The 16,684-nt window shown below is 40.2% G+C and carries 20 protein-coding genes; 14 read left to right on the plus strand and 6 right to left on the minus strand.

The features are described from left to right. Window positions 1–31 precede the first annotated feature (31 nt). The gene (locus tag CLV81_RS03390) at window positions 32–340 is read left to right on the plus strand and encodes a hypothetical protein (protein ID WP_106143641.1); all 309 of its coding nucleotides are present in this window, start codon (window positions 32–34) and stop codon (window positions 338–340) included. Between the two features lie 163 nt (window positions 341–503). Here CLV81_RS03390 and CLV81_RS03395 read toward each other — a convergent pair whose 3' ends face one another. From CLV81_RS03395 to CLV81_RS03410, 4 genes are all read right to left on the minus strand, one after another. Next, window positions 504–2,921 (minus strand): TonB-dependent receptor, encoded by a 2,418-nt coding sequence (locus CLV81_RS03395; RefSeq protein WP_106143642.1) that lies wholly within the window; start codon window positions 2,919–2,921, stop codon window positions 504–506. Between the two features lies 1 nt (window position 2,922). Beyond that, window positions 2,923–3,642 (minus strand): DNA repair protein RecO, encoded by a 720-nt coding sequence (gene recO, locus CLV81_RS03400; protein WP_106143643.1) that lies wholly within the window; start codon window positions 3,640–3,642, stop codon window positions 2,923–2,925. A gap of 80 nt (window positions 3,643–3,722) precedes the next feature. Beyond that, window positions 3,723–5,063: an NADP-specific glutamate dehydrogenase gene (gene gdhA, locus CLV81_RS03405; RefSeq protein ID WP_106143644.1), complete on the minus strand. Its 1,341-nt coding sequence runs from the start codon at window positions 5,061–5,063 to the stop codon at window positions 3,723–3,725. A gap of 130 nt (window positions 5,064–5,193) precedes the next feature. After that, entirely contained in the window at window positions 5,194–6,348 is a 1,155-nt protein-coding gene (locus CLV81_RS03410; RefSeq protein ID WP_106143645.1) for a cystathionine gamma-synthase, read from the minus strand. Window positions 6,349–6,434: 86 nt separating this feature from the next. Here CLV81_RS03410 and CLV81_RS03415 point away from each other — a divergent pair, with 86 nt between their 5' ends. The 10 genes from CLV81_RS03415 (at window position 6,435) to CLV81_RS03455 (ending at window position 12,741) form a co-directional block, all read left to right on the plus strand. Then, entirely contained in the window at window positions 6,435–7,175 is a 741-nt protein-coding gene (locus tag CLV81_RS03415; protein ID WP_106143646.1) for a DUF3298 and DUF4163 domain-containing protein, read from the plus strand. 79 nt (window positions 7,176–7,254) lie between these two features. Further along, entirely contained in the window at window positions 7,255–7,557 is a 303-nt protein-coding gene (locus CLV81_RS03420) for an ArsR/SmtB family transcription factor (protein ID WP_106143647.1), read from the plus strand. A gap of 49 nt (window positions 7,558–7,606) precedes the next feature. Continuing rightward, a complete protein-coding gene (locus CLV81_RS20510) occupies window positions 7,607–7,747 on the plus strand; it encodes a hypothetical protein (RefSeq protein WP_158259067.1) in 141 nt (46 codons plus the stop codon). Window positions 7,748–7,758: 11 nt separating this feature from the next. Next, entirely contained in the window at window positions 7,759–8,451 is a 693-nt protein-coding gene (locus CLV81_RS03425; RefSeq protein ID WP_106143648.1) for an aspartate/glutamate racemase family protein, read from the plus strand. Window positions 8,452–8,462: 11 nt separating this feature from the next. Further along, entirely contained in the window at window positions 8,463–9,065 is a 603-nt protein-coding gene (locus tag CLV81_RS03430; RefSeq protein WP_106143649.1) for a short chain dehydrogenase, read from the plus strand. Window positions 9,066–9,080: 15 nt separating this feature from the next. After that, the gene (locus tag CLV81_RS03435; RefSeq protein WP_106143650.1) at window positions 9,081–9,434 is read left to right on the plus strand and encodes an arsenate reductase family protein; all 354 of its coding nucleotides are present in this window, start codon (window positions 9,081–9,083) and stop codon (window positions 9,432–9,434) included. Continuing rightward, on the plus strand, window positions 9,431–10,324 hold the full coding sequence (locus tag CLV81_RS03440; protein WP_106143651.1) for a DMT family transporter: 894 nt from the start codon (window positions 9,431–9,433) through the stop codon (window positions 10,322–10,324). The genes CLV81_RS03435 and CLV81_RS03440 overlap by 4 nt, the downstream gene beginning before the upstream one ends. Before the next feature lie 86 nt (window positions 10,325–10,410). Then, complete coding sequence (gene modA, locus CLV81_RS03445; protein WP_245911911.1) at window positions 10,411–11,130, plus strand: molybdate ABC transporter substrate-binding protein; 720 nt, start codon at window positions 10,411–10,413, stop codon at window positions 11,128–11,130. Between the two features lie 70 nt (window positions 11,131–11,200). Beyond that, entirely contained in the window at window positions 11,201–11,872 is a 672-nt protein-coding gene (gene modB, locus CLV81_RS03450) for a molybdate ABC transporter permease subunit (protein ID WP_106143653.1), read from the plus strand. Further along, window positions 11,869–12,741: a sulfate/molybdate ABC transporter ATP-binding protein gene (locus tag CLV81_RS03455; protein WP_106143654.1), complete on the plus strand. Its 873-nt coding sequence runs from the start codon at window positions 11,869–11,871 to the stop codon at window positions 12,739–12,741. The genes modB and CLV81_RS03455 overlap by 4 nt, the downstream gene beginning before the upstream one ends. 3 nt (window positions 12,742–12,744) lie before the next feature. Here the strand turns inward: CLV81_RS03455 and CLV81_RS03460 are convergent, their stop codons facing one another. Beyond that, window positions 12,745–13,218, minus strand: coding sequence for an acyl-CoA thioesterase (locus CLV81_RS03460; protein ID WP_106143655.1), 474 nt, complete (start codon window positions 13,216–13,218; stop codon window positions 12,745–12,747). Between the two features lie 114 nt (window positions 13,219–13,332). Between CLV81_RS03460 and CLV81_RS03465 the strand changes: the two genes are divergently transcribed. Beyond that, window positions 13,333–14,310 carry an NAD(P)H-dependent flavin oxidoreductase gene (locus tag CLV81_RS03465; RefSeq protein WP_106143656.1) on the plus strand — a complete coding sequence of 326 codons (978 nt, stop codon included), beginning with the start codon at window positions 13,333–13,335 and terminating at the stop codon, window positions 14,308–14,310. Window positions 14,311–14,328: 18 nt separating this feature from the next. On the opposite strand, the gene CLV81_RS03470 is transcribed toward CLV81_RS03465, so the two are convergent. Next, window positions 14,329–14,598: a UBP-type zinc finger domain-containing protein gene (locus CLV81_RS03470; protein WP_106144896.1), complete on the minus strand. Its 270-nt coding sequence runs from the start codon at window positions 14,596–14,598 to the stop codon at window positions 14,329–14,331. Window positions 14,599–14,693: 95 nt separating this feature from the next. Between CLV81_RS03470 and CLV81_RS03475 the strand changes: the two genes are divergently transcribed. Next, window positions 14,694–15,710 carry a bestrophin family protein gene (locus CLV81_RS03475; RefSeq protein WP_106143657.1) on the plus strand — a complete coding sequence of 339 codons (1,017 nt, stop codon included), beginning with the start codon at window positions 14,694–14,696 and terminating at the stop codon, window positions 15,708–15,710. Continuing rightward, window positions 15,710–16,675: a YheT family hydrolase gene (locus CLV81_RS03480; protein WP_106143658.1), complete on the plus strand. Its 966-nt coding sequence runs from the start codon at window positions 15,710–15,712 to the stop codon at window positions 16,673–16,675. Before CLV81_RS03475 ends, CLV81_RS03480 begins: the two co-directional genes overlap by 1 nt. Window positions 16,676–16,684 lie beyond the last annotated feature (9 nt).

A 16,684-nucleotide genomic window follows, 5' to 3' on the forward strand; every position in this document is an offset into this window, starting at 1 on the left:
TTTTGAATCCCTAACACTAAACCATTTTATTATGAAAAAAGTAATTTTTATTGCTCTTACAATCTTTATTTCGTTGGGAACCATTGTTTCCTGTAAAGAAGCTGCCAATAAGGCCAAAGAGGCCTCTGAAGAAGCATCAAAAACCATTGAAGAAGCAGGGGATGATTTACAGAAAGCTGCCGACGATGCATCCGATGTGCTTAAAAAAGCAGGAGAAGAAACAGAACAAGCTTTGGATAGCCTTAAAAAAGCGGGTGAGGATTTAAAGAATACTGCGGAACAGACCGCAGAGGACTTGAAAAAAGCTGCTGAAGATGTCAAAGAAAAGTTGGACAACTAGGTCGTAGCTAAGAAAAATATATCAATAGGCTGTATAAAAAGTTTGATATTCGTCAAACTGAACTTGTTTCAGTTTCTCATAAATATTGGGTTATCAAGTTATTGGGATTCTGAAATAAATTCAGAATGACGCGCCTTAGTGCATTTTACACAACCTCTTCCCTTTAAAAACTGTATCCTAATCCAAGTATCAAATTAGTCCCTGGCGCCACGATTCCGGAAGAATACGTCCGATATCTTTGGTCCGTTATATTCTCAAGACTTAAGGTGCTCCTCAAAGCATTGGTAATTTGATATTGCGACCGAAAGTTTAGGGTGTACCACGAAGGGGAATATGGGTTTCCATTGTCATCCGTAGCATAAATGAAGGGTTTGTTTCTTTCTGACAGGGCCAAATCCTCAAAAGCTATTTCTCCATTGTAGTTTAGAAAAAAATCGGCTCTAACTTTTTGATTTTGCCAAATTAAATGCACATCTGCAAAAGTAGGGGCTACATGTCGCGCTGCAGAATCGATACCACTATCATCTTCCTCAATGCCTTCGGTAAGGGTCAAGTTCGAAGAAAGCGACCAATTTTCCGTGAAAAAAGCATCCATTCCAAACTCAAAACCGTAAACATAGGCTTTGGCCGCATTTTGAATAGCCTGAACATTGCTCAATTCTCCATTGAACTCAATTTCACGTAGACCACCGAAGGAAAAATCCCTGCGAACCAAAGCATCTACCAAATAGGTATAATAAGTAGCACCTTTTACTACCAATTTATCATTAAAATTCTTTCGCAATCCCAGCTCAATATTGTAGGCATATTCAGGTTCCAAGTCTGGGTTTGGTACTACCACAGAACCAGGTTCAGAATCAAACACCTTTCCAATATCGTCGATATTTGGAGCCCTAAATCCTGTTGACCCGTTCATGGTGACTTGTAAATCTGCCCTAGGAAACCAACTGAACCCGATACTCCCTGTTAGAGCTCCCGTAATCAAATCTGCCTCTTCAAAGGGGAACTGAAAAAAAGTATCATCAAATTGAGCGTCTACCCAAACTTGGCTATAACGCAAGCCTGACAATAAGGTGAAGTTAGGTTTCAATTTGTATTCTCCATTAATGTACCCCGCAAAGGTCTGCCATGTAGAGCCGTCTGGATAGCGAGATGCCGAAGGAGTAACTGCATTGGTTTCAATGTTGGTTTGACTTCCCTCGGAGTTCACCTTATTAAAAAGGTATTCAGCTCCATAATAAAGCCGAAGGTCACCTATCTTTTTGTTCTCAAAGTCTAAGTTAACCGAAAGTGCATCCACATTCTCAACCGTGGTAAATCGTGTGGGGTCCTGAAACCTGCGCTCATTGCGACTTTCTTCAAAATGCTGGTAGGCCGTTGTGAGTTTTACACCGTCATAAAATTTGTTCTTTCCCTTTTTTGTGATTTGAAAATTACCCATAAACCACTTTTGGGGACCATAGAACCATTCCGCCGCCCTTAAACCCGTACCGTCGCTGTTTGGACGGATTAAACGATCGTAACGAGAGTAGTCTGATGTTTCGGAATAGTACAATCCCAAATCATAGTTCCAAGTGGTATTGGGTTTGTAGGTAAACTTTTGAAGGAAATTGACTTGATCATAACCTGAGGGAACCTGCCTTCTTGGGTCATCGTTCTCTACAAGAACATCTATTCCATCCCTTCGTTCCACAAAAGTATTTCGTAAATATTCCACCGGTCCATGACGACCCATTACCAAATCATCAAAATTATTATAGCTGAAACTGGAATAAGCTGCCCATTTTCTCTGCCCAAAATTTACGTCAAAGTGAGCCGTATTCTCATTATTTGCAGAAGCAAATCGGTAGGATGCATTTCCGGAAACCGTTAGGCTATCGGTAAAGGAAAATCTAGGTTTGTGGGTGAAAAAATTCATTACTCCACCTATTGCATCGCTTCCATAAATTACAGACCCTGGACCAAAAATAATCTCTGTGTTTTTAACGGTAAAAGGGTCAATTGAAATTACATTTTGGACATTCCCTCCCCTAAATATCGCATTATTCATCCGGACACCATCTACGGACAATAGCAAACGATTGGTGGCAAAGCCACGAATCATGGGACTTCCCCCTCCCAGTTGACTTTTTTGAACGAATACTTTACCGCTGTTTTGTAACAAGTCTGCCGAAGTTTGGGGATTGGTAAAAGAAATGCTTCTAGCGTCAATAGACTCAATCTTCTGGGGGATGTCACTTTTCTGTTGCTCCCACTTCGAAACTGACATCACTACTTCTTGTAATTCTGCAGGCCTTAAATTGAGGTAGATACGGTTTCCCCTTCTGGCTATCTGTGCTTTGGTAGTGGTAAAAATCTCGTAGCTGATATGCTTAAATGTAATTCTTTCGTTTCTGGAAAAAACACTGATATCACATTTTCCATTAAAATCGGAAATAGCGGTTTTGGTCTGTTCCTTGTTGTAAACCGCAATATTGACCACAGGGTTCCCTGTTTCGGCATCCAAAACGGTTATTTCTTGGGCGAAGACTGAAAAAGATGCCAAAATGAAAATAACGAAACATCCAACTATGCTACGCATATCATTCAAAAACTGCGTTTAAAACTTCCAGGGACTTGGGTTTTCTGAATCCGTGCAAATGTAGCTGAAAATACAGAATAACTATTTTGATAAGTTCTCGCCTCCGGGGTTTTCCTATTTTTATTGATGCAAGTGCATCAAAATTTATGCCCAACAGCTTAGTGAACTCTGTTAAATTTTCGCCCTGGACCACAGGGTTCAAAGATGGTGAAGTGCTAAAACTTCCTTCCTGTAAATCAAAATAAGGAGAATTGGAAAAAGAAGTGTCTGGGTAAAATCCTAAATACTTCGTCAAATTCAACAAAAAAAGAAGATGGAAACTGGCATTAACTGGATGCTCATCTAACCAAAGCAAGCTGTATTCCAAATAGTTGAAAAGTGCTAAATCCTGTTCATGTTCTTGAATCGAATTCCCTAACATTTCAGCCAAAAAAAGAACAAGACTGTTTTTTACAATATCGGTATGCAAAGAAGAGTAGGGATTGGTCACTTTGGCCTCTCGAATGCTTTCTAAAGTCCCTTTGTTTTTGTGGTTGGCCACAATTTCCAACTGCATTAGGGGTAAGAAATAAGCTGCTTTTAATTTGCCCCTCTTTGAAGCCAAAACCCCTTTTAACAAATAGGATTTCAACCCATCAGTTTTCGTATAGGCCTTTACGATTAGACTGGTGTCACCGTACTTTAAAGAAGATAATACTATGGCCTTGGTGGTAACTTGCATTTAGCTCAAAAAAAAACAGCTTTAAAACAAGGTAAAGATAAACCCTGTCTCAAAACTGTTTTACTAAATATATTTCGGGTTTAGATTACCCCTTGGGCCAACATAGCATCCGCGACTTTAACAAAGCCTGCGATGTTAGCTCCTTTTACATAATTACAATAACCGTCTTCCATACCATATTCAATACATGAATCATGGATGTCTTCCATAATTGCCTTCAAACGCTCATCTACCTCATCCCTTGTCCAACTGATACGAAGTGAGTTTTGAGACATCTCCAATCCTGAAGTAGCTACACCTCCTGCATTGGATGCTTTTCCAGGAGCAAATAGGATTTTCGCGTCGTGGAAAGCATGAATTGCCTCTGGAGTGGATGGCATGTTTGCTCCCTCAGCAACTGCGATACATCCATTTTTAATGAGTGTGGCGGCGTCATCACCATCCAACTCATTTTGCGTAGCACATGGAAGGGCAACATCACAAGCAACTTCCCATGGTGTTTTCCCTTTATGATATTTTGCAGATGGATATTTATCCGCATACTCCGAAATTCTTCCTCTTCTATTGTTTTTCAGGTCCATGACAAATTCCAGTTTATCGGCGTCTACGCCATCTTTGTCATAGATGTACCCACCTGAATCAGAAAGTGTCAGCACTTTTCCACCCAACTGCAATACCTTTTCGGCAGCGAATTGGGCCACGTTTCCAGAACCAGAGATAACCACTGATTTTCCTTCAAAAGACTGATTTTGCGTTTTGAGCATGCTATCTGCAAAATACACCGTTCCATAGCCTGTAGCTTCCGGGCGAATCAATGAACCACCCCATGAGCGGCCTTTCCCGGTAAGCACTCCTGTGAACTCATTTCTTATCTTCTTGTACATTCCAAACAAGAATCCAATCTCTCGTGCACCAACTCCAATATCACCAGCTGGAACATCTGTATTCGGTCCAATGTGTCGACATAATTCAGTCATAAATGCATGGCAAAAACGCATGACCTCATCATCAGATTTTCCTTTTGGGTCAAAATCCGAACCTCCTTTTCCACCCCCCATTGGAAGGGTTGTCAAACTGTTTTTGAAGACCTGCTCAAAAGCCAAAAATTTCAAAACACTTGCATTTACGGTTGGATGGAAGCGAAGCCCTCCTTTATATGGGCCAATTGCCGAGTTCATTTGAATACGATATCCTCTGTTTACATGGATCTCCCCCTGATCATCAACCCATGCTACCCTGAAAGAAATTAGTCTTTCCGGTTCAACCATTCTCAATAGAATGTTCTTACCATGGTAGATATCATGTTTTACTATATAAGGTATGACGGTTTCGGCAACCTCTTGAACTGCTTGGATGAATTCTGGTTCATGGCCGTTACGGCTTCTGACCTCATCCATAAATGCTTTGATTTTTGCTTCCATATAAGGATTGGTAAATTGTTAATTGAAGTTCCCGAAATGGGCCCTTTTTTATCGAATTAGGAATTTGACGGCAAAATTATGCTATTTAAACAATTTAAGGCTTGTTTTATGAAAATTTTGCAATTTCAGATTATCCGATGGCCTGTTCCAAGTCTAAGATAAGATCATCAACATCCTCAATACCTACACTTAAGCGAATCAACGCATCAACAACACCACTTTTTTCGCGTTCTTCTTTCGGGATACTGGCATGGGTCATGCTTGCAGGATGACCTGCTAAACTTTCAACACCACCCAGGGATTCTGCCAAAGTGAAAACCTGCAGTTTTTCCACTATTTTGATGGCATCCTCATAACTGCTCCCTTTGGGTACAAAAGAAATCATACCGCCAAAATCATCCATTTGGCTTTTGGCAATATCATGATTTGGATGGGTTTCAAAACCGGGCCAGTACACTTTTTCTATTTTAGGATTGTTGGCCAAGTATTCGGCTATCGCTTTACCGTTTTCGCAATGCCTTTGCATACGTACATGTAGTGTCTTAATTCCACGAAGGGTTAAAAAGCTATCCATGGGACCACATACTGCACCGCTGGCATTCTGGATGAAATACAATTTATCAGCCAAGTCTTTATCATTCACTACCAAGGCTCCCACTACCACATCGCTATGTCCTCCTAAATATTTCGTAGCTGAGTGCATGACTATGTCTGCGCCCAAATCCAAAGGTCGTTGCAGGTATGGTGTGGCAAAGGTATTGTCAACGGCCAATAGTAAATCGTGCTCTTTAGCCAACTTAGAAACTCCCACTATGTCAATAACATTCATCATTGGATTGGTAGGGGTCTCTACCCATATCAATTTAGTTTTATCATTTATATGCGAAGCAATGGCATCCAAACTCTGCATTCCTATAAAATGAAATGTAATACCATATTTTTCAAAAACCTGTTTGAATAAACGATAACTACCACCGTAGAGGTCGTTGGTAGAGACCACCTCATCTCCTGGGTTCAACAACTTTATCACAGCATCAATTGCAGACAACCCACTTGCGAATGCCAAACCATATTGCCCATTTTCTATGCTGGCCAAAGAGTTTTCCAAAGCGGTTCGGGTGGGATTGGCACTACGGGAGTATTCAAATCCCATATGTCCTCCTGGTGTGCTTTGCGCGTATGTGGATGTCTGATAAATTGGAGGCATTACCGCACCATAGGCCTTGTCAGGATGTTGCCCTCCGTGAATAGTCTTGCTGTTGAATTTCAAGTCTTTTTTGCTCATTTTGTTTTGATATGCGAACAAAGGTATCGTTATCTTTTGGAGTAATCAACGAAGTCTTATTTTTGAAATGCCTTAAACCTCGAATCATGAAAAAACCCATCGGCGTACTTTTGTTCATTTTGCTCCTCCTTGGTTGTGAAAATGAAGCCAAACTTACTTTTGGGACTTTTGAGTTGTCCAATACTGCTTGCGATGTGTGTCCAAAAATTGAAATAAAGCTTCCAGAAGCATTGGACGATATATCCACTTCAAAAACCATCAATACTGCCTTGAGGGAAGAAGTTATCGCTCTACTCTCTTTTGAAGAGGAAACCGAGATAGTCTCTATTGAAGGGGCAGTTGAATCTTTTAGCACCAGCTTTAAAGATTTAAAGGAAAAGTTTTCAGATGAAGTGGCTTGGGAGGCAGAGATTAATGGAGACATTGTTTATGAAGATGATAACATGCTTACATTGGTGATCAATGCATATATCTTTACTGGTGGCGCACATGGATACAGCTCGACTTCTTTTTTGAATTTTGATAAACTAAAGGGAACCGAACTTGAAAATTGGCAGCTGTTTGAAGATGAAGAGGGATTTATCCACTTTGCTGAAGCTAAATTCAGGATTCAAGAGAAGATTCCCCAAGATGGGAATATCAACGCTACGGGCTTTATGTTTGATGGTGATATGTTCCATCTGGCAGAAAACATAGGATATACCCCAGATGGTATACAATTGATTTATAATCAATATGAAGTAGCTTCTTATGCCGATGGACCAATCGTATTGACCATTCCCTATGCAGAATCAAACAAGTATCTAAAACGGGGTATCCAACTTTAGTTTATCGTCTGGATTTTTTTAAAACATTTTTACATATCTAAAAATATAGATATGTAGATATTTTTATTATATTCGCTTCATGAATATTGTTGAAATCAGTAAAGTATTGGCGAACCAAACCCGGGTAAATATTTTGAGATGGCTCAAAAACCCCGAAGCAAATTTTCCTCCGCATCAAGAAATTGACCATTTTGATGATGGGGTTTGTGTTGGGTTCATTCAAGACAAAACCGGATTATCACAATCCACAATTTCAACCTATTTAAATTCTATGCAAAATGCCAATTTGGTAATCCCCAGCCGACATGGCAAATGGACGTATTACAGACGAAATGAGGAGGTAATTCAAGCATATTTACAAGAACTACAAAAGGAACTCTAATTTTTTAGAACAACATATCGAGATTTAGCGAAATATAAATTTAATGGTCATGGAAAAAACCATTCCTTGCGAAAACGTAGGACCACACCACTACGCAAAAACCAAAAAAAGAAGTGTAATCAAAATCATTTTTGCCTTTTTGGATTCTTATCCTATTGCGGGAGCCGAATTCATGAGCAGAACTAAATAAACATCAAAAACGTGAAAACAATAGGAATAATCGGAGGAATGAGCTGGGAATCTTCTAAGTTCTATTACCAATATATCAATCGTATTGTGGCTGACCAATTGGGAGGCTCCCACTCTGCACGAATTTTAATGAGTTCCGTGGATTTTGCAGAAATCGAAACTTTGTCCTTTGCCGATAACTGGGAAAGAATTGGAGAACTTATGGCCATAGAAGCTAAACGATTAGAGTCTGCTGGGGCAGATATTATCATTTTGGCCACTAACACCATTCACTTGGTAGCTGATAACATTGAAGAGGCCGTTTCAGTTCCATTTTTGCATATCGCCAAAGCAACAGGAAACGCTATTAAGAAGAAAGATATTTCAAAAATTGGCCTATTGGGCACCCGTTTTACCATGGAGCGGGATTTCTATACCAAAATCCTGACAAACGATTTTGGCTTGGAAGTATTGATTCCATCCGAAGAAGAAAGAACGTATCTCCAGAATTTGATTTATGGGGAATTGGTAAAGGGTCAATTCACCTCAGAAGCCAAAGAAAATTGTTTGGCAATAATAGAAGGATTGAAATCAAAAGGTGCACAAGGGGTCATTCTAGGTTGTACCGAGTTGCCGATATTAATTCCAGAAAAAGAGGTTACCATTCCTTCTTTTGATACGACCATGATACATTCATTAGCAGCTGTTGATTTTGCAACCTCTTAATTCTTAAAAAAATGAAAATACTGATCATAGGGGGAAACGGAACCATTGGAAAGAAAGTAGCAGCACATTTTCAGACAGAACATCAGGTGCTAGTTGCAGGTAGAAAAAGTGGAGAAATTCAAGTCGATATTTCTTCTACTCCTTCTATTGAAGCTATGTTTCAACAGATTGGCAAAGTGGATGCCATTGTTTGTATAGCAGGAGAAGCCAAATGGGATAGCTTTGGTGCTTTGACCGAAGAAGATTACTATATAGGAATCAATAGTAAATTAATGGGACAGGTAAATCTGGCAAGAATCGGTCTTTCTTATCTAAATCCCAAAGGGTCTATTACTCTGACTACGGGAATCTTAGCTGATGACCCTGTTGAAAATACAGCAAGTGCTGCCATGGTGAACGGTGCAATTCATAGCTTTGTAAAAGCCGCATCCTTGGAATTGGAATACGGCAACCGCCTGAATGTGGTTTCGGCGGGAATGGTGGAGGATGCTTATGAAAAATACCGAAATTATTTTCCTGGACACTCCCCAGTCCCAATGGCCAAGGTGGCAAGAGGATATGAAAGAAGTGTAATGGGAAAGGATAACGGTAAAATTATTCGGATTTATGAATGATCAAATCAATTGAATATGAAAAAGATATACTACTTGGAATCCTGCAACACATGTCAAAGAATTTTAAAGGAATTGCAACCTTTGGACGGCGTTGAACTCCAAGAAATAAAAACACAACCCATAACTCCCAAACAGCTAGAACAAATGAAAAGCTTAGCTGGAAGTCATGAAGCTCTTTTCAGCAGAAGGGCAATGTTGTTTCGCCAAAGAGGATTGCATGAAAAAGAACTTGCCGAGCAAGATTATAAAGAGCTGATACTGGATAATTATACCTTTTTGAAAAGACCTGTCTTAGTATTAGACAGTCAAATCTTTGTCGGAAATTCCAAAAAAGTGATTCAGGCCGCCAAGGAAGCTTTACACGCATGAACAAACGCACCTTGGCTATATTGGCCGCTATTGGAGCCACCACCATTTATGGTATAAACCACACCATTGCCAAGGGGGTTATGCCCACTTACGTAAAACCTTTCGGTTTTATCATGCTACGGGTGGTAGGTGCTGCAGCACTTTTTTGGATTTTTTCGTTGTTCGCTCCAAAGGAAAAAATAGAGAAAAAGGACTGGCTCAGGGTTCTTGTATGTGCCGTACTGGGTATGGTCATCAATATGCTCGCTTTCTTTAAGGGTCTTCAACTCTCAACTCCAATTAACAGTGCCGTTTTAATTACCATTACACCTATCATTGTGGTTATTTTATCAGCCTTGTTCCTTAATGAACGGATAACTCTCAATAAGGGATTTGGAATTCTGATGGGTTTTGCAGGTGCAGTGGCGCTAATTTTGTTTGGTGCCGAAATTCGTAGTGACGCACCAAATATCCCATTGGGGAATTTTCTTTTTATAGTCAACTCAGCTTCTTATGGAGCTTATTTGATAGTGGCCAAAACCTTGATTGAGAAATATCACCCCTTTACTTTGATGCGCTGGCTTTTTACCATTGCGCTTATTATCAATTTCCCGATAACGTTACCCGAGTTTTTAGAAATACAGTGGTCAACCATGCCTCTGTGGGTATATGGTTCCATTGCTTTTGTGGTGATAGGAACTACCTTTTTGACCTATCTTTTCAATGTTTTTGCATTGACACAATTAAAAGCATCCACTGTGGGTGCATTTGTTTACCTACAACCACTTTTTGGAATCTTTTTTGCTCTTTTTTCAGGAAAAGACCAGTTAACATTGGTGAAAATATTGGCCACCTGTTTGGTTTTGTTCGGTGTGTATTTAAGCAGCAAAAAACCCAAGCCAAGACCCTAGTTCTTTTCTTTCTTTAAAGCGTATTTTTGATTCTCATGATGAGGACGTCTTTTAGGTGCTTACTTTTTCTTTCAATTCTAGCCTTTGTGAGCTGTAATGAATCGGCCAATTCAAAACCAAGAGTTACGGTAGCTGTTGCGGCTAACATGCAGTTCGCCATGAAATCAATTGCAGACAGCTTTTCCAATAAAACCACCATTGACTGCGAGCTTATTTTAGGATCATCGGGAAAACTTACCGCCCAAATTCAACAAGGTGCACCTTACGATGTTTTTATCTCAGCAGATATAAGATACCCAGAAGAGTTATACCGAAACAAAAAAACAGAAGGAAAGCCTAAGATTTATGCCCAGGGGAAGTTAGTACTTTGGACGGTGATGGAAGATTTGACTCCTTCTCTTTCGCTGCTTCAGACGGAAACTGTTCAGCACATAGCCATAGCCAATCCCAAAACAGCGCCTTATGGAGTAGCTGCGCTGGCCGTACTGGGCAATCAACCATTTTATGAAAGCGTGGTTGAGAAACTGGTATATGGGGAGAGTATTGCGCAAACCAACCAATTCATAACTTCAAAATCTGCTGAAATTGGTTTTACCTCCATGGCGGTTGTGCTTTCAACAGAAATGAAAAACAAGGGTCATTGGATTGCCCTTCCAGAAGAATCTTATCCAAGACTTCTTCAAAGTGCAAGCCTTATAAAGAAAGAAAACGGCGCTTCCAAAGAAGCACTTGCTTTTTATGAGTTTCTTTTCTCCCAAGAGGCCCAGAAAATACTGAAACAGTATGGGTATTCCATCCCCAACTGATTTCTCTTAGACCCATATAAAGTCGTTTTAAAATGGCTAAATTGTACAACCTAATCCACAACTGGAATCCATGATTTGGGACCCTTTGGTACTTACCCTTAAATTGGCCTTGGTCACTACCTTTTTGCTACTGGTCATTTCTATCCTCTTGGCTTCATGGTTGGCGCAGACCAGGTCAAAATTGAAACCTGTCATCGAAACTTTGGTCAGCATGCCATTGGTTTTACCACCTACAGTACTTGGTTTCTACTTTCTAGTTGCGTTTAGTCCAGGAAATGCCTTTGGAAATTGGCTCAACGATTGGTTCGGAATAAAACTGGTTTTCTCTTTTCCCGGGCTGGTTTTGGCTTCCATCCTATACAGTTTGCCTTTTATGGTGCACCCCATTCAATCGGGTCTTTCCAGCATTTCACCTTCCCTAAAAGAAGCTTCCTATTTAATGGGGAAGTCCAAGTGGGAAACTTTGACAAAAGTATTATTGCCCAACATAAAACCCGCAGTACTGACCGGAATTGTCTTGGCCTTTGCACACACCATTGGGGAATTTGGTGTTGTTTTGATGATCGGCGGAAACATTCCAGAAGTCACCAAAGTTGCATCCATTGCTATTTATGATGAGGTTGAAGCCTTGAATTATGAGGCGGCCAACTTTTATTCCGCCATTCTATTTATAACCACATTTGCCATTCTACTTTCAGTTTATCTTATAAATGGTCGATATATTAAACCGTTTTGGAAATGATTGATATTCAGGTCCAAAAGAAACTCGACTCACCCTCTGGTAACATGGTTCTCGATGTGGGTTTTACTATAGAAGAAGGTCAAATGGTGGCTTTGTTTGGAGAATCTGGAGCGGGCAAAACATCCTTACTTCGAATTTTGTCAGGGTTACTTCAACCAGATAAGGGCAGAATTTCGGTACACGAAAGAATATGGTTTCAATCACAGCCTAAAGTCATCAACTTAAAACCTCAAGAAAGAAATGTTGGTTTTGTTTTTCAAGACTATGCCCTTTTCCCCCATATGACGGTGCTCGAAAATTTACAATTCGCTGCTGGTACGAGAAAAAACGTCAACCTGCAGCATCTGCTAGAATTGAACGAGCTTGGAGATTTGAAGCATAAAAAACCGAAAAATCTTTCTGGAGGACAACAACAGCGTGTGGCACTGGCCAGAGCTTTAGCTCAACAACCAAACATTTTACTCCTGGATGAACCCCTTTCGGCTCTTGACGATAACATAAGAAGAAAATTGCAAAGACATCTACTAGAAGCACATAAAGAGTACAAATTGACCACCATTTTAGTGAGTCATAATATTGAGGAAATCATTAAGTTATCCGATTGGGTTATAGAACTCCACCATGGTAAAACAGTTGAACAAGGGCATCCTCACCAACTGTTTGCTTCAAAGGAAATCAGTGAAGATTTTAAAGTAACTGCAGAAGTGCTGTCCATTGAATCTAGTGGTAATTCTTTTGTCGCTCAACTTCTTGTTCAAAACCATGTCCTGAAAATGTCTTTCTCCCAAAAACAAGGTAAATCCATTCAAAAGGGCGATAGGATTGTTTTGGCCTCAAATGATTTTAAGCCAAACGTTTATAAAGAATAGCTTTTACAAATCCTTTGGGATTTTGGCAAACTTCCTAGTATCCACTTTGGTTAAGACCTTAAAGCTAGCTTCCTTTTCCATTTTACCGAAGGCATCCAAAAACTCTTGCGGAAGACCGATGAGTTTACGTTCCTTCAAGTCCATCCATGCACCCATCATTTCACATCGGGCAAAGTTTTTTCCATCACTGTCGTAAAAATTGTGTTCAAATTCGAAGAACATCCCATCCTTACTCAACCCTTGAAGACCTAAAGAGACCTTTATTGGTTTTCCAGGGAAAACTTCCTTGAAGTAGTACATGTGTTCGTAAAAGACCACTGGACCAATGTTGTGCTTGGCCATGGATTTTTGATTGAACCCCAAAATCCCTAGATAGGTCATACGAGTGTGGCTCATAAAATTGATGTAAGCCGAATTGGCCAAGTGTCGATTCGCATCCAAATCGCTCCATCGAATATCAAATTCCTTAAAAAACATAGTCGGTTATTTGTTATGCATGCATAATAATTGTAAAATTATCATAGTTTTGGATATAGATACCCATCTATCCCAAAAATCAACTTATTTTTAATGATACTTTAACACGAAACCATGTCTCAAAAAGCTGAATTCATCAAAGATCTTGCGTTGCCAGTGGTAGCAGCCCCCATGTTTTTAATCTCTGGTCCAAAATTGGTCATCGAGTGTTGCAAAAATGGAATAGTAGGGACGTTTCCGGCGCTAAACCAAAGAAGCAGTGAAGGGTTTGAGGAGTGGTTGATTGAGATAAAAAGCGCGTTGGAAGCTTTTGAGGAGGAAACTGGGAAGAAACCTGCTCCCTTTGGAGTAAACCTCATCGTACATCCAACCAACCCCAGATTGGAAGCGGATTTAAAGTTGTGCATCAAACATCAAGTGCCCCTAATCATTACTTCATTAGGTGCCGTAAGTCAAGTTGTTGATGCGGTTCATAGCTACGGTGGATTGGTTTTTCATGACGTCATCAAAAAAAGACATGCGCAGAAGGCAGCGCAGGCAGGGGTAGATGGTCTCATTTTGGTTGCCGCGGGAGCTGGGGGACATGCCGGGAGTATTAATCCCATGAGTTTAATAGCGGAGGTCAAGCAATTTTTTGACAAAACTATTTTACTATCTGGATGTATAAGCACCGGTAGGGATGTGGCATCCGCGATGCAAATGGGTGCCGATTTAGCCTATATGGGTACCCGTTTCATTAATTCGGAAGAAAGTAAGGCGCCCGAAGAGTATAGGCAGATGATTATTGATTCAGGAGCAAGTGATGTGGTTTATACTGCCGCCATCTCGGGTGTGCATGCCAACTTTTTGGCCGCAAGCCTTAAAGCAGCAGGAATCTCTGAGGAAGACCTTAAAAAAGACCATAAGATAGATTTTGGAAAGGAATTGGACACCGAAGCCAAAGCTTGGAAAACGATTTGGTCCGCCGGTCAGGGCGTAACGACCATTGAAAATGTTATGCCCATATCGGAACTGGTGCAATCTTTAAAAACTGAATTTAAGGAAGCCATTGAGGAACAGACTAAACTTTTGGAAGTCTATCCGAAGGATTAACCCATTTTCTCCATCACCTTAATACTTTGCAATCGCCTTATGTTCATAACACCACAACCAGTTCTCGTTGGGTTCCGCGGAACTAATGACATAATGATTATGTGAAGCTGCATGTTTACTGGCATGTTTGTTGGGTGAGCTATCACAGCATAACGTAATTCCACAGTCTTGGCAGGTCCTTAAGTGGACCCATCGGTCTCCGGTTTTTACACACTCGGCACATTCGTACTTATCCGCTCGCTTAACTTCAGTGATTGCGTCAAGGTGTTCGCATTTTTTGGGTCTCATAGCCATTACCTAAAAATACAATAAAGGTGTCTTAGTTTGTTAGAACCCGCTTCGAATAGGTAAGATTTCTTTATTTTAGTTCATAATCTGTCCAAATGTACATTAAACGCAATATCAGTTGGGACATCATTCTAAGATATGGTTGGAAGAACCTTATCTTTTTTACCCTCTATGCCCTTGTGATTTTTGGCGTTTACTACGGTTTGGATTGGACATTTATTGACCTTCCCTTTCAGCCCCTTACCGTAATAGGTATCGCTGTTTCCTTCTACATCGGTTTTAAAAATAGCCAGAGCTACGACCGATTCTGGGAAGGCAGAAAAATATGGGGCGGCATTGTTAACTATAGCAGAACTTGGGGCATACGCGTGCTTGCCTTTGTAAAATCAGATGACCCGCAAGCGGACAAAAAGATGCAAGAACAAATGATTCTTCGACATGTCGCTTGGCTAAATGCTTTACGGGTCCAACTGAGGCAGCCAAGATCTTGGAGTATTAAGGAAGGTAAGGCGGTTGAACGTGTTTTTGATAAACACGGCGAACGAAACATCTCCTGCAATGAAGCTTATCATTTTGTAAGCATGCGGGAGTTTAGTGATTTGAAAAAAAGGGTCAATCCAGCGACCCATTTGGTGAAAAATCAAGCACTTGATGTAACCAAACTAAGAGAGGATGGTGTGATTGACGGTTTTCAGGAAATCCAATTGCAAGCAGTTTTGGAGGAGTTCTATAATTTACAAGGAAAGTGCGAACGCATAAAAAATACCCCTTTCCCCAGACAGTATGCTTTTTTTTCAAAGGTGTTCACTTGGATTTTTGTCCTTTTAGTGCCCTTTGGTTTACTCAATGTTTTTGAGGCGCATAACCAAGATTTTGGTGTCGATGGTATGGATTGGTTGATTTTTTTGCAAATACCTTTTTCAGTTTTGATTTCTTGGATTTTTACCACCATGGAAATTGTTGGGGATAACAGTGAAGACCCCTTTGAAGGTAGAATCAATGATGTACCGATGACCGCATTGTGCCGAACCATTGAAATTGACCTAAGGGACATGCTTGATGAACAAGAGCTACCTGAGCCTGTTAAACCCAAAGACAATATTTTGTATTAATGCCCTTAGTCACTTCCAGGTATAGTCCTCCCCATTTTTTCAAGAACGGCCATATCTCAACCATATATGCCGGTCTAGTAAGGCAAGTAAATGGCTTTAGTCAACAAAGGGAAAGAATTGAACTTATGGATGGCGACTTTTTGGATTTGGATTGGAGCTTTTCAAAAGGTAAATCAGACAGACTAGTCATTCTACTTCATGGATTGGAAGGCGATGCTCAACGACACTATATAACCGGTAGTGCCAAACTGTTCAATGCCAATGAATTTGATGCATGTGCGGTCAATTTTAGAGGCTGCAGTGGCGAACCTAATCAATTATATAGGTCATACCATTCTGGAGCTACGGGGGATTTAACGGAAGTCATCAATCATATTTTAGAAAACAAAAAGTATCGTTCAATCCATATCAAAGGCTTTAGTTTGGGCGGCAATTTGTTGCTGAAATATTTGGGAGAACGAGAAGGGGTACCCAAGGAAATCAAAGCTGCAGTAGCTGTCTCCGTACCTTGTGATCTTCATTCTTCATGCGAGCAATTACTCTCTTCCAAAAATATGCTCTATGCTAAGCGTTTTAAAAGAAACCTACTTCAAAAACTTCGTCAGAAACAAAAACTCTTCCCGGAGTTAATCTCAGATGCTGAAATCAAATCAATAATCACTCTAAAGGATTTTGATGATGTGTATACCAGTAAGGCCCATAATTTTAAAGATGCCATGGATTACTACACAAGCTGTAGCTCTCTGCAGTTTCTTGAAACAATTGACATACCTGCCTTAATCATCAATGCGAAGAACGATTCTTTCCTAGGAACTACCTGTTATCCTTATGAAGAAGCTGATAAAAACCATCACTTGTATTTGGAAGTTCCTGCTTATGGAGGACATGTTGGGTTTTGGGGAAAAAACAACATCACCTACACAGAAAAAAGAGCCTTGGAGTTTTTCATAAAAAACTCCGGTTAGCATTTACCT

This window comes from Flagellimonas meridianipacifica (assembly GCF_003001695.1).
Taxonomy (GTDB): Bacteria; Bacteroidota; Bacteroidia; order Flavobacteriales; family Flavobacteriaceae; genus Flagellimonas; species Flagellimonas meridianipacifica.

Excerpts from the sequence above, each read along its gene's own strand:
- CLV81_RS03420 (WP_106143647.1), top strand. The coding sequence starts at position 7,255 with ATGAATATTGTTGAAATCAGTAAAGTATTGGCGAACCAAACCCGGGTA.
- CLV81_RS03475 (WP_106143657.1), top strand. The coding sequence starts at position 14,694 with ATGTACATTAAACGCAATATCAGTTGGGACATCATTCTAAGATATGGT.
- CLV81_RS03390 (WP_106143641.1), top strand. The coding sequence starts at position 32 with ATGAAAAAAGTAATTTTTATTGCTCTTACAATCTTTATTTCGTTGGGA.
- CLV81_RS03430 (WP_106143649.1), top strand. The coding sequence starts at position 8,463 with ATGAAAATACTGATCATAGGGGGAAACGGAACCATTGGAAAGAAAGTA.
- CLV81_RS20510 (WP_158259067.1), top strand. The coding sequence starts at position 7,607 with ATGGAAAAAACCATTCCTTGCGAAAACGTAGGACCACACCACTACGCA.
- modB (WP_106143653.1), top strand. The coding sequence starts at position 11,201 with ATGATTTGGGACCCTTTGGTACTTACCCTTAAATTGGCCTTGGTCACT.
- CLV81_RS03480 (WP_106143658.1), top strand. The coding sequence starts at position 15,710 with ATGCCCTTAGTCACTTCCAGGTATAGTCCTCCCCATTTTTTCAAGAAC.
- CLV81_RS03440 (WP_106143651.1), top strand. The coding sequence starts at position 9,431 with ATGAACAAACGCACCTTGGCTATATTGGCCGCTATTGGAGCCACCACC.
- CLV81_RS03460 (WP_106143655.1), bottom strand. The coding sequence starts at position 13,218 with ATGTTTTTTAAGGAATTTGATATTCGATGGAGCGATTTGGATGCGAAT.
- CLV81_RS03470 (WP_106144896.1), bottom strand. The coding sequence starts at position 14,598 with ATGAGACCCAAAAAATGCGAACACCTTGACGCAATCACTGAAGTTAAG.
- recO (WP_106143643.1), bottom strand. The coding sequence starts at position 3,642 with ATGCAAGTTACCACCAAGGCCATAGTATTATCTTCTTTAAAGTACGGT.
- CLV81_RS03465 (WP_106143656.1), top strand. The coding sequence starts at position 13,333 with ATGTCTCAAAAAGCTGAATTCATCAAAGATCTTGCGTTGCCAGTGGTA.
- gdhA (WP_106143644.1), bottom strand. The coding sequence starts at position 5,063 with ATGGAAGCAAAAATCAAAGCATTTATGGATGAGGTCAGAAGCCGTAAC.
- CLV81_RS03435 (WP_106143650.1), top strand. The coding sequence starts at position 9,081 with ATGAAAAAGATATACTACTTGGAATCCTGCAACACATGTCAAAGAATT.
- CLV81_RS03410 (WP_106143645.1), bottom strand. The coding sequence starts at position 6,348 with ATGAGCAAAAAAGACTTGAAATTCAACAGCAAGACTATTCACGGAGGG.
- CLV81_RS03415 (WP_106143646.1), top strand. The coding sequence starts at position 6,435 with ATGAAAAAACCCATCGGCGTACTTTTGTTCATTTTGCTCCTCCTTGGT.
- CLV81_RS03395 (WP_106143642.1), bottom strand. The coding sequence starts at position 2,921 with ATGCGTAGCATAGTTGGATGTTTCGTTATTTTCATTTTGGCATCTTTT.
- CLV81_RS03455 (WP_106143654.1), top strand. The coding sequence starts at position 11,869 with ATGATTGATATTCAGGTCCAAAAGAAACTCGACTCACCCTCTGGTAAC.